13 protein-coding genes are annotated in these 13153 nt (G+C 27.3%); all 13 read left to right on the plus strand.

The window, feature by feature from the left end; translation table 11 throughout:
- Positions 1 to 422: 422 nt before the first annotated feature.
- The 13 genes from OIF33_RS15280 (at position 423) to OIF33_RS15340 (ending at position 13138) form a co-directional block, all read left to right on the plus strand.
- Complete coding sequence (locus OIF33_RS15280; protein WP_322505090.1) at positions 423 to 851, plus strand: type II secretion system protein; 429 nt, start codon at positions 423 to 425, stop codon at positions 849 to 851.
- Positions 852 to 1104: 253 nt separating this feature from the next.
- Positions 1105 to 1848 (plus strand): prepilin peptidase, encoded by a 744-nt coding sequence (locus OIF33_RS15285; RefSeq protein ID WP_322505091.1) that lies wholly within the window; start codon positions 1105 to 1107, stop codon positions 1846 to 1848.
- Between the two features lie 31 nt (positions 1849 to 1879).
- A complete protein-coding gene (locus tag OIF33_RS15290) occupies positions 1880 to 3571 on the plus strand; it encodes a GspE/PulE family protein (RefSeq protein WP_322505092.1) in 1692 nt (563 codons plus the stop codon).
- A gap of 27 nt (positions 3572 to 3598) precedes the next feature.
- Positions 3599 to 4804 (plus strand): type II secretion system F family protein, encoded by a 1206-nt coding sequence (locus tag OIF33_RS15295; protein ID WP_322505093.1) that lies wholly within the window; start codon positions 3599 to 3601, stop codon positions 4802 to 4804.
- 19 nt (positions 4805 to 4823) lie between these two features.
- A complete protein-coding gene (locus OIF33_RS15300; protein WP_322505094.1) occupies positions 4824 to 5315 on the plus strand; it encodes a prepilin-type N-terminal cleavage/methylation domain-containing protein in 492 nt (163 codons plus the stop codon).
- A 147-nt stretch (positions 5316 to 5462) separates the two neighbouring features.
- Positions 5463 to 5921, plus strand: a complete 459-nt coding sequence (locus tag OIF33_RS15305; protein WP_322505095.1) for a prepilin-type N-terminal cleavage/methylation domain-containing protein — start codon at positions 5463 to 5465, stop codon at positions 5919 to 5921.
- A 15-nt stretch (positions 5922 to 5936) separates the two neighbouring features.
- Complete coding sequence (locus OIF33_RS15310; RefSeq protein ID WP_322505096.1) at positions 5937 to 6416, plus strand: prepilin-type N-terminal cleavage/methylation domain-containing protein; 480 nt, start codon at positions 5937 to 5939, stop codon at positions 6414 to 6416.
- Positions 6417 to 6560: 144 nt separating this feature from the next.
- On the plus strand, positions 6561 to 7658 hold the full coding sequence (gene pilM, locus OIF33_RS15315) for a type IV pilus assembly protein PilM (RefSeq protein WP_416173366.1): 1098 nt from the start codon (positions 6561 to 6563) through the stop codon (positions 7656 to 7658).
- Positions 7659 to 7672: 14 nt separating this feature from the next.
- Positions 7673 to 8242, plus strand: coding sequence for a PilN domain-containing protein (locus OIF33_RS15320; RefSeq protein ID WP_322505098.1), 570 nt, complete (start codon positions 7673 to 7675; stop codon positions 8240 to 8242).
- Positions 8229 to 9440: a hypothetical protein gene (locus OIF33_RS15325; RefSeq protein WP_322505099.1), complete on the plus strand. Its 1212-nt coding sequence runs from the start codon at positions 8229 to 8231 to the stop codon at positions 9438 to 9440. The genes OIF33_RS15320 and OIF33_RS15325 overlap by 14 nt, the downstream gene beginning before the upstream one ends.
- A 16-nt stretch (positions 9441 to 9456) precedes the next feature.
- Positions 9457 to 10452: a type IV pilus modification PilV family protein gene (locus OIF33_RS15330; RefSeq protein ID WP_322505100.1), complete on the plus strand. Its 996-nt coding sequence runs from the start codon at positions 9457 to 9459 to the stop codon at positions 10450 to 10452.
- Positions 10453 to 10456: 4 nt separating this feature from the next.
- A complete protein-coding gene (locus OIF33_RS15335) occupies positions 10457 to 12553 on the plus strand; it encodes a type II secretion system protein (protein ID WP_322505101.1) in 2097 nt (698 codons plus the stop codon).
- 27 nt (positions 12554 to 12580) lie between these two features.
- Complete coding sequence (locus OIF33_RS15340) at positions 12581 to 13138, plus strand: PilW family protein (RefSeq protein ID WP_322505102.1); 558 nt, start codon at positions 12581 to 12583, stop codon at positions 13136 to 13138.
- The last annotated feature ends 15 nt before the right edge of the window (positions 13139 to 13153 follow it).

Here is a 13153-nt window from a genome sequence, read left to right on the forward strand (position 1 = left end):
ATAAATACATAAGTTACAAATGATTTTTTGAAAAACAAAAGAAATAGATACACTAAAGATAAAATAATGATTAACAAATGAACTTATAAAACAAAAGATATTAAAGTTACATATGATTTGAATTTATATAATAGCTTAATGCTATTACAACAAAAGACGTTAAAGAAAAACGAAAGAAGTTATAGAGTACGTACATAAATTAGAACAAACAAATGATTTAGATATACGAAAGATTTTAAGATAACTAAGGATTTTAAATAACATAAGAAATTTAATAAACGAATGATATATAGAAAGAGATTCTTTTTAAAAGAATCTCTTTTTTTATGTATAAAAATGGTAAAAAAGTCCATAATCCTAATATAAATCTAAAGTTAAAAATTATTTAACTTTATGAAAAATATAATAGGAGGGGTACAGAAATGGTATCACTAAAAAACACAAATTTTAAAAAAGAGGAATCTAGGAAAAAAAAGAAAAAGGGATTTACTTTAATTGAGTTGACTGTTGTTTTGGCTATTATGGCAATAATCATAACAGTCATAGCTCCAAATTTTTCCTCAGTAAAAGAAGGAGCTAGAACAAAAGTTGATGAACAAAACTGTGCGGCAATTGAAAGATCAGTAGAAATGCTATTAGCAGAAGATGTTATTGAAAGTAGTACAACAAATATAAAAATTGAACCTAATGATTCAGGGGTTGAAATATCAGGAATAAGTGGCGATGGAGAGAGTAAATTACAAGAGTTGCTTGAAGATTTAGATAAACCACAAAGTGGAGACTTCTATAATGTAAATATAGAAAATGGAAGAAAAGTAAAAGCAACAACAGGAAAAACAGAATCTTTTTAAAACTTAATTAGTTACAAGTTATATTTAAAGCTTTTGATAAAACTAAGATCAAAAGCTTATTTTTATAATGTGTAATTTAATGGATTATTAAGTATTATTTAAGAATATTGTTTATAAAAAGAAAAATAGTAAATTATTCATTTAATAAGATAAAAATGTTGTTTAAAATTATTTACAAAAAAATGTATGATGTTTATAATTAATATGAAATATTAATAAATAGTTAATTTTTTTAACTAATTTTGGAGGAACTGTGTCTATAATATTTTTTTTATTTGGATTAATAATTGGAAGTTTCTTGAATGTATGTATTTTTAGAATTCCTGCAGGTGAATCTATAGCATTTCCCCCTTCACACTGTGGTACATGCAAAAGAAACTTAAAACCTATAGATTTAGTACCTGTTTTAAGTTATTTATTCTTAGGGGGAAAGTGTAGATATTGTAAAACAAAAATATCTATAAGATATCCTCTAGTAGAATTACTTACAGGTTTTTTATATTTTTGTGTATATAAATATTATGGTATATCTTTTTTGACAATTAAGTATTTAGTCTTAATTACATTTCTTATAGTAATTTCACTTATAGATTATGATACTCAAGATGTTTATGCTGTTACAATTTATCCAGCAATATTACTTGGAATCATTTTTGCATTAATAGAAAAAATTTATTTTGGAGGAAGCATTTTAAATTATTTTTTTGGGTGCTTAATAGCAAGTGGAGTGATTTTTTTAGTTAGTAAGCTAACTGGAGCTATGGGAAGTGGAGACATAGAAATACATGCTATAGCAGGAATTTTTCTAGGATGGAAATTAGCTATAATAAATATATTTTTGTCATTTATAATCGGTGGAATATTAGCTGTTTTAGAGATTGTGTTCAAGAAAAAGAAAAGAGACGATTATATAGCTTTTGGACCAGCTATCGGTATATCAACTATAATATTAATTTTTATGGGAAATATTATAATTCCAATATATTTTGGAATTTAAGTATTTACTTTAGATAAAGGAGGATATTCCTTTGGTAAGTTATCAAAAGAAGCGTTTAGGAGATATCCTAATAGAATCAGGAAAACTGACAGAAAAAGAACTAAAAGAAGCTTTAGCAATTCAGAAACAAGTTGGTAAAAGACTTGGAGAAATACTTGTTGAGCAGAATTTTGTTACTGAAGAAGACATAATAGAGGTTTTAGAAAAACAATTAAATATAGAAAAGGTGAATCTTGAAATCATAACAATAGATAGAAGAGCTATAAAGATGATTTCTGAAACTGTCTGTAGAAAACACATGATATTTCCTTATGAAATAGATGGAAATATTATAAAGGTTGCTATGGCTGATCCTTTGGATATAGTAGCAATAGATGATGTTGAGATTTCTACAGGGTTAAAGGTTAAGCCTTATATAGCTTTAAAGCAATCTATTCAAAGAGCAATAGACATATATTATTCGAATCAGAAAGTTCTTTCAGTTGCAGAAGAATTATCAAAAGTATCAGGCGAAGAGAATAATGAACTTAATTTAGATAAAATTGAGGAAATTGATAATTTAGATAATGCACCTATTGTAAAAATGATAGAGTATGTTATTAAGAATGCAGTTGAAGAAAGAGCAAGTGATATACATATTGAATCTTATGAGAATATATTAAGGATTAGATATAGGATAGATGGTAAGCTACATACTATATCAACATTGCCAGTAGATACTTTAGCGCCCTTAGTAACACGTGTTAAAATACTGGCTAACCTTGATATATCGGAAAAAAGACTTCCACAGGATGGAAGAATACTTACTAAAGTAGGAAATAAACGAATAGATTTAAGAGTATCCATTTTACCTATGATAACAGGAGAAAAGATAGTTATAAGAATAGTAAATAGAGAGAACTTTATAATAGCTAAAGAAAGTCTTGGAATGAAGAAAGATGAGCTTGATTTATTAGAAAAAATAACTAAACATTCTAATGGATTAATACTTGTTACTGGGCCTACAGGTAGTGGTAAAACAACAACTCTTTATGCTATTTTGAATGAATTGAATATAGAGAGTAAAAATATTATTACGGTAGAAGACCCGGTTGAATGTGAAATAGAAGGAGTTAACCAAGTTAATGTTAATTTAAAAGCAGGGTTAACTTTCGCAACAGGATTAAGATCAATTTTAAGACAGGACCCTGATATTATAATGATTGGAGAAATTAGAGATACTGAAACGGCTCAAATTGCTATAAGAGCAGCTATTACAGGACATTTGGTTTTATCAACTTTGCATACTAATGATGCCCCTTCTAGTATTTTAAGATTAGAAGATATGGGAGTTCAAAAGTATCTAATAGCAAATGCTATTAAAGGAGTTATAGCTCAAAGACTTGTGAGAAAAATATGTCCTAAATGTGAAGAAAAGTATGAAGCAAATTCATATGAAAAATCGATTTTAGGAATAGATAAGCATGAAAATCTAATTTTACATAAAGGAAGAGGATGTGTTTATTGCAATAACACAGGTTATGTTGGAAGAGCTGGTATATATGAAATTATGGAAATTACTAAAAAACATAGAGATGCAATTTTAAATAGTGAAGGTGCTCATGTTCTTAAAGAAATTTCTATTAGACAAGGAATGAAAACTTTAGGACAAGCTTGTAGAGATTTAGTTTTAGAAGGGGTAACTACAGTAGAAGAAATGTTAGCAGTAACTCATGATGATTAGTTTTGATAAAAGAGAAGGAGATGAATTATGGCAAATTATAAATATAAGGCTATTAATTCAGAGGGACAAAGAATAGAAGGAACACAAACTGCCGATTCTGAGAGTCAAGTTAGGGAAATTCTTTTATCTAATGAATATTATCCTTTAAGCATAGAAGTAGTTAATGTCAGAAATAAAAAACGCTTTTCTTTTAGGCATAAAGTAAAACTAAAAGATATAGCAGTGTTTTGTAGACAATTCTATGTTATGTTAGATTCTGGTTTATCCGTAGGAAAAGTTTTAAATATATTAATAGAGCAGGATGAAAATCAGAAGATGAAGGAGGCATTAATTGGAGTAAATGCTGATGTAAAAAGAGGAGAAACTCTTGCTAGTTCTATGAAAAAAAGAAAAGGTGTTTTTCCCAATTTACTTACTAGTATGGTTGATGCAGGTGAGAGAAGTGGTAATTTAGATTTGATTCTAAAGAGAATGGCAGATTATTATGAAAAAGAGAATAAGATAAGAGGAAAAATAAAAAGTGCCATGATCTATCCTATAGTTTTAGGAATTGTTGCTATCATTGCAATAACTTTTATTCTTACCTTTGTAATGCCTACTTTTATGCAAATGTTTGAAGAAAATAATGTTGAGCTTCCAGCTATAACAAAATTTGTTTTAGGAACAAGCAAAATTTTGGGGAAATATGGAATAATATTATTTTTAATTTTAGTTTTGGGGATTTATTTCCTAGGAAAATATTTTAGGAGTGAAGAAGGTCAATATAGATTAAGTATTATAAATTTAAAAATTCCAGTTATAAAAAAGCTTACTCAAAAGATAATAGTTTCTAGATTTACAAGGACTATGGGAATAGTTTCTTCAAGTGGTATGTCTTTGGTTACCTCACTTGAGATTGTGGCTTCTGTTGTGGGAAATAAGATTGCAGAAAAGGAATTATTAAGAGTTAAGGATAAGGTTGTAAGAGGGGAAAGTCTTGGAGATTCAATTATGACAATTAAAATTTTTCCACCAATGCTTGCTTCTATGGTTAAAGTTGGAGAAGAATCTGGTTCTTTAGATAGTATATTAGATAAGACGGCTGATTTTTACGATGATGAGTTAGAGAGAGGAATACAGACTGCAACAGCTTTAATAGAGCCTTTTATGATAGTTGTTATGGGAGTAATTATAGGATTCCTATTAATTTCGATATTAACGCCTATGTTTAAGATGTATAACAGTATAGGTTAAGTTTAAGGAGGCGATAGTCTTGAGTATTAATAAAAGACTAAAGAAAAAAGGCTTTACTCTTATTGAACTTATTATAGTAATAGCAATAATAGCTATTTTGGCTGCAATAGCTATATTAAACTTTTTAGCTATTCAAAGGAAGGCTAAGGTTAATGCTGATATAGCTACCGGAAAAAGTTTGTATGATATAACTACGACTTTAATAGCAGAAGGCAAATCAAAAATGCCAGAACATACTGGAACTGGTAATGATGAAAGATGGGGGTATGGTATTGATTTATCTTCTTCTTATGATCAATCAAATTTAGTGAAAGCATATTTGCAAAATGGTGAATTACCTAAACCTCAATCAGTTAGTGGAGGATATTTTTATATAAATGTTCAGTTTGAATATGAAAATGGAAAACTTAATTTAAGTAAACCAATAATAAACGTATCCATCATTAACTCTAATAATAAAACAGTAGGCGATGTATATCCCACTCAAACAGGTATTTTAAAATTAGATTAAAAACTTAGACAAGCTAAGTTTAATAGTTTATGTAGTTAAAAATAATGTACTTTGAGAGTTACATCTAACTCTGACAGTGATTTTAAAAGAAATTAATAGTCTTTTGGGCTTTTAATAGATTACATATTATTTTAAGGAGGAAAACAAATGAATACAAAAAAACAAAATAAAAAGAAAAAAGGTTTTACTTTAATTGAGTTAATTATAGTAATAGCAATAATAGCAATATTAGCAGCAATAGCAATACCTAATTTCTTATCAATACAAAGAAAAGCTAAAGTAAAGGCTGATATAGCAAGTGCTAAAACAGTATATGATGCAACATCAGCATTAATAGCAGAGGGAAAAATAGTACCAGGCTCTAAAGATGCTACAGTATTAGCAAATGTTACACCAATAGATGGAACAAAAGATGTAAATGCAGATATACAAGACATACAAAATTATCTTCAAACAATACCTAAACCTGAATCAGTTGATAATGCTCACTTTGCAGTTAAAATAACTGGAACTGAATCTAACCCAGTTATACAAATATATATAGATGGAACAAGTGATGTATTAGTTTATCCTAATCCAACAGATGCTGAATATCAATTAAACTAGTAAGGAGGAAAACAAATGAATACAAAAAAACAAAATAAAAAGAAAAAAGGTTTTACTTTAATTGAGTTAATTATAGTAATAGCAATAATAGCAATATTAGCGGCTATAGCTATTCCAAACTTCTTATCAATTCAAAGAAAAGCTAAAGTTAAGGCAGATGTAGCCAGTGCGAAAACAATATATGATGCAACTTCAGCTTTAATAGCAGAAGGTCAAATAATTGCTCCTGGTGCAGATAAGACGATAACTTTAACTTTAAATGCTGATGGAATAGTTAATGGTGGTGACGGAAAAGATGATCCATCAACAGATCCTGGAATGGATGCACAAGATTTACAAAACTATTTACAAACAATTCCACTTGCTCAATCAGTAGATAAAGGAATATTTAAAGTTACAATTACAGGACCTGAAAGCAAACCTGTTATACAAGTAGATATTAATGATAAAAATATTTATCCTACAGCAGATTCAGAATATGCTTTAAATAAATAAGCTAAGTAAATAGCAAAATAATAAGTAATAAAATTATAAAATTATAAAGTGTAAGGACCAAGTATCCTTACACTTTTCAACTATAAAAGGCAAGGAGGGATCCCCTTGAATTTAGAGAAGAAAGATAAAAAAAACATATTGCAAATGGATGTTAGTGATATATTAAAAGTTTTTAAGAGAAAAAAGCAGAATAAAAAAACGATTAAAACTGCTAAGGTAATTTCTAAAAAGGCAGTATCTATAGATATTGGAAGCGAAAATATAAAGGTTGTAGTTGGAAGATACAACAAGAATAAAGTTGCTATAGAAAAAGCTTTTAAAATATCAACTCCAGAGGGTGCAATTGAAGATGGACATATAAAAAATATTGATGAGCTAAGTGACGTTATAGGTGATGCTTTAGATTTACATAAGGTAAATGTTGATAATATTATTTTTACTACTAATAGTACATCAATAATAAATAGAACCATAATGATACCTAAAGTAAATGAAGATGAAATAGAAACTGTAATTAAGTATGAAGTTAAACAATATCTTCCTATAAATTTAGAAGAACATATGATTCAATACAATATATTAAGTGAGAAAGTTATTGAGGGAAAGGAAAAATTAGAGGTTCTTATAGTTGTTTACCCTAATAGAATGATTTATTCCTATGAAGAGCTTACTAATTTGATTGGTGGAAAACCATATGCACTTGATTTAAATTACAATTCTAAGAGAAAGGCACTTTATGTAATGAATCCATATATAAAGGAAACAGTTTTAAGCATGGATATAGGTGCAAATAATATTAGCCTAACAATAATAAGTAATAATGAACTTGTTTTAATTAAAACAATAAATTCAGGTGGTAATCATTTAGATCATGAAATATCAAGAATGTTAGGACTGTCATTACAAGAAGCAGAAAGTGAGAAAAAAGAAAGTTGTAATTTAATGAGTAGAGAAGAGGGCCCTTTAGAACACTGTGTTAAAGAAAGTGTAGATATGTGGTTTGACGAAGCAAATAGATTGATAAAGTATTATAAAAGTAAAAATTCTCAGGGTAAAATAGATAAAATATATCTTTGTGGTGGTGGAGCTAACATAAAAGGACTAGAGAGATATGTTTCAACTAAATTTGATATGAGAGTTAAAATACTTCAAGGAAATAGCAATATAGAATTTAAAAAGAACGTAGATGAAGTAAGTATTTCTGAATACATAAATGCTATTGGAGCCTTAATAAGACTTTAGGTTGGTGATTAATAATGAGAGATTTTAACTTTTTCTCCCATATAGTTCAAGAAAGAAAAAGTGATTCAACAAGAAAATATATAGGGTTAAGTATACTAGGAGTAATTTTATTTATATTTATAGCAAGTTTTACAATAAATTTTGTGAAAATTCATCTTTTGAAAAAGCAAATAAGTACTTATGAAGCTGAAATAAATGCTGTTGATATGAAAGAAAATTTAGCTCAGGCAAAAAAAATTGATTCAGAACACTCTACTTTAGAAAAATATTATACAAATGTAAAAGCGGCTTCAGAACAAATTTGTAGTAATGACTATGTAAATACACAAAGAATAAAAATAATAAATAGTACAGTACCTAATGATGTTATATTTACTCAAATAAGCATAGATAATAAGAATTTAACAATCCAAGCTTTATCCAAAACAAGAAGTGCAATAAGTGATTTACAGTATAATTTAAATAATCTTGGATTTATTGAAAATACATATATAAGTGGTATTGGAGAAAGAGATGCAAAAGGAGAATATTCATTCTCTATAAGTTGTACTCTAAAGGAGGTAGGAAGTAATGAAAATAACTAAAAAAGAAAAGACTTTATTATTTGTCCTAGCTCTTGGAATTCTTGGCTTTGGATATTATAAATTAGTATGGGATTATCAATACAGTGAATTAAAATCTTTAGAGAGTAAAAAACAAAGTACTGAAAAAGAATATGAAGATGATGTGAAAATGGTTCAATCTATGGAACCAAATAAAGAAGAAATAAATATATTTAATACAGAAATCAACAATTTAACATCTAGATTTTATTCAAGTATTGAGCAACCTAATATTATTTTAGAGTTAAATAATTTAATGAATAATACTAATGTTAAGGGAACTATGAGCTTTTCTGAAGTAAAAGCTCTTCCAGTTGTACAAAAGAGTGATAAACAAAGTAATAATGAGAATGGTGAAGAAAATCAAAATCAGATACAAGGTATAGTAAATGATTATAATAATATAGTTGATGATAAAAAACAAGAAACTTCAAGTAAGAAACAAGAAGAGATTTACAACTTAAATCAAATGACTATTTCTTTAAGTGTAAATGGAACTTATGATGATATTATGAATTTTATGAAGGCTCTTGATGAAAATCCTAAGCATATAAATATACTTAATTTTAATTTAAGCGCTCAAACTGATGGGAAAGTTTCAGCTAATATAAATATACAATTAATTGCAATACCAAAGATTGATGCTACAACTGAAGAGTTTACAACAGCTGATGATAAATATGGTAAGGAAAATCCTTTTTCAGGAGCAAGTGTTGCAGGTAGTGGAACACTAGAAAGTCAATTAGAAAATTCAAAAACAAAAAATGATTTTTTAATGACTATTAGACCAATAAACTCAGATTTACCAACTATAGTATTAGGTAAAGCTGAAGATAAAAATAAGACAAGTTATTTAAGTAACGATGAAAATGATGTTACCAATGTAGAAATGTACATAACTGAAAAGGATGGTAAATATTATTATAAATATAAAGTAGGAAGTAAGACATATCCAGCAGATTTTAGTGGAGATGGTGAAGAATTTAAGCCAAATGGAAATGATATAAATTTTGAAATTTTCTCAGAGAAAAGAGGAAATAATGATGATAAATCTGGAGTTAATATAAAAATAGTAAATAGTTCAGATAAAAATGTTAATTTGGTTGTAGATAAGGATGATACATCCAATCCAAGAGTTAACGTAACAACAGAAGGTAAAGTGAAAGTAATAAAAAACTAGAAGAGGTGTGAAGCTTATGGGTATCAAAAAAAGAAAAAGTAAAAAAGGATTTACAGTGATAGAAGCTATAATTAGTTTGGTTTTGTTTACCTTAATAATGATACCCTTAGGAAGCTTTACTTTGACAGCAATTAAAACATCTAGCAAAAGTGCAGAAAAACAACAGGCTATAGACTTAGCACAAAGTACTCTTGAACAGATAAAAGCTTTAAAAGTTGATAAGTTATATAATTTATCAAATTATCCAGATACAAATAAGATAGTTTTGAATAATGGCATAATGATAACTTTGAATAAAGAAAATAATAGTGAAAATAATTTTGATTCATATAAAGTTAATGGTGTTGTTAAGTTTAATAATACAAATAAAAACTTTGAGGTTGAGGGAACTATAACACCAAATTTAAGTGGATATAACAATGATAAGGATGAAAATAATGAAAGTAATAAATTAGATTTTAATTATTGCGTTTATATTGGTAATACTAGTATTACTGTTTACAGAATAATAAATAGAGAGTGGTACAGGTTAAAATATAAACGAATTAACAATTTAAATAATGAGTTGCTTGAATTAACCATAGATAAAAATAGTGATGGAACTGTTGATATTAAATCAACTCATGAGGGAAATGATATCACAGTTAATAATGATAATGTGAAAACTGAAAGTGATATAAATAAAGCTGATTTAGCTAAAGAAAGCAAAGATTCTAAAGTGAAAGTTCTTTTTTATGAAGATGAAAAAAATAAATCTATAAAGTTAAGGGCTTTAAACAGTGATTTAGAAGGAGACTTAAGTATATATGCTTATAAATACAAGGGAAGTGGCGTAAGATATTATGATACTATTGAAGATACAAAGCCACAAGGGATAGTTAAGATCTACAAAAACTATGTTGAAAAGTCTCCTTATGACAATAAGGTAGGGTTATATGATATAAATTTAAATATAAAGTGTGGGAATGAAGAAATATACAACCTTAAAGCTACAGAATTTATAGGAGAGTGATTATATGTTATACATGAAAAAGAAAAAAGGAGCTTCTCTTGCCTATGTAATAGTAGTACTAGCAATAGTTGCAACAATTGGTACAGCAATAGTGTCACTTTCTTTGTCAAATTATAAAGCTATAATAGTTGAATCTAAAAAAACACAAAATTTATATATGTCTGAGTCAGGTTTAGATGAAGTTAAAGTTAAAATAAATGATATGACTGCAGAAGCTGTAGAGGCTGGGAATGATGCAGTTGCAAAGAGTAGTGTGGAGGGTTTAACTTCTGAAAATATAGAGAGTACTCAAAATTCTATATTCAAGAGTGAATACAAAAATTATATTCATGATAATTTTAAGAATCTATTTAAGATTAAAAATGGACAAGTTTTATTTAATACTAAGGGGTTTAAATATGAACAGAATTCTGATTATTATGATATAAGTGTTATTTCAATAAATGGAAAAGAAATTAATTCATATAGTGGGATTAACCAAATAAGTGATCTAGATAAATATTTTGTTTTTGGAGCTTCTGACAACAATGAGATTCTAACTATAAGATTAAACTCAAAATTTAATGTAAAAGACGGAAATAAAACTAAAAATTATAAGGATGTTCAATTGACTTTTAATATAGAGGTACCTGATTATAATGGTGCATATTATACAGAAAAAATACCTGTATATAATATATGGCAACAAGGGTTAGTTGTTGGGGAAAATCTTAATATTAATCAAAATAGTGATTTAAATATAAGTGGAAGTGCTTATGTTTCTGCTAATTATAGTTTTGATGATAATAAATCTTATAAAAATCAAAATCAAAATAAAGTTGCCAGTGGAATTGTAATTTCAGGGGGAAACTTAAATATAGATAATGGAGTTTTGGTGAGCAAGCAAGATATTATCCTTAATGGAGAAAATGGGTCACTTAAAGCTTTAGGTTCAGCAGGAACAAATAATAGTGGAATATATACTCATAATTTAGGTATATATTCTTTTGAAAATATAGATTCAAAGAAGGCTTTTGGAAATAGTGAGTTTTTAAAAGGAAATAGAATAGATTCTAAAGTACCAGTTTATACGATGAATGACTTGATAATGAATGGATTAAATTCTAGTATTAATCTTCAAGATGGATTTTATGGTTTGAATAGTAATAGTTCAAATGAAAATCTAGCAAGTGATAAGCAAAACTCTAGTGCTATAGTAATAAATGCAAAAGATTTAGGCGATGGATCTAATTTAGATATTAAAAATAAAGCAGTAATAATGGGAAGTGCATACATAAATACTTTAGGGGAGAGCTATCAAACAGGTGAATCAGTAGCGGTAAAAGGTAATTATATAGCATATACATATGCTGTAAAAGGAAAAGATGTAAAATTCAAATACTATAATCCACTACAGTTAGTAGAAAGTATAGATGGAGATAGTAGCTTGGATGCTAAGGCGAAATATTTTAAGGAAGCAAGTAAGGCTGTAAATATAAATAGTAAGGGCATTTCTTTGCCAGATTCAGATGATGTAACAAGTGTTGGTGTAACTGTTGAAGGTGATAATGATATAAAAGGAAATAATTTAACTTTAGACAAAGTTCAAGAAATAAGAAGTGATTATATAGATAATTATTTTAGAAAGATTAATTCTATAAATACGGAAAGCATGCTTTCAAAAAATCAAAAGTATGTTAATAAAATTACTAAGAGTAACGATTTAATATATATTGATATAAATAATGGAAGTAATATAGGTGAAAATAGCGATAATAGTCCATTAACAATTGATAAAAATACTGTAACTATAAATAAAGATTGCAATGGAATTATTATAACTGATAAAAATATAAAAATAGATAGTGATATAAGTTTTAAAGGGACTATAATAACTACTGGCAGTTTAGATGTTTTAAATAAGGGAAGAACTAAAAAACAAAATGTGAAAATAACTTATGATGAGGAATATTTGAAAGAATTAGTAGGAGATAATTACGAGGATTTTAAAGGTGTGTTTAGTGGAAATCCAACTTCTACATACTTAGTAGTTAAATCAGAAAAAGATATAAATGATACAACTTTAGATTTAGTAAAGACAAATGATTGGAAAGTAAACTAATGATAAGAGAAAGATGGTGATAAGAGTATGAAACTTAAAACTAAAAGGAAAGGTGTTTCTCTTATAGAGTTAGTTGTTGCTTTGTCATTAATTACTATAATATTAATGATAGTTGGACCTTTCTTTATATCAAACTATAGAAGTTTAAATAAGACAAGCAATCAAATAGATTTTCAAAGAGAAGCAAAGGTAATAATGAATTATTTTACTGATTCAGCTATGGAAGCTTCAAAGATTTTAGCGATTAATTTAAATAATAGTAAGGAAAATATAGACTTAGCGGAAAATAGTACAGCGGAATCTATAGGAAATGGTGATGCTATATCAATAACATTTGATAATGATGATATAAAGGATAATATAGAAACAAGATTTAGGTTAGATGATGAAATTTTATATTATAAAAAGGATGATAATAAAGAAGTTCAAATAGGACAATTTATTAAGAAAATGAGTTTTAATGCTATGCCTAGTGGAACAAATTTTGAGAATGCTAGTTCAATAGAAGTAAAAATAGAGTTTGATACTAATAATGCTACTCCATATGAGATTAGTAACATATTAACCTTTAGAAATAAAAAATAGATGTTTGGAGGTGAA

Source organism: Clostridium sp. LIBA-8841 (assembly GCF_034439435.1).
Lineage (GTDB): Bacteria > Bacillota > Clostridia > Clostridiales > Clostridiaceae > Sarcina.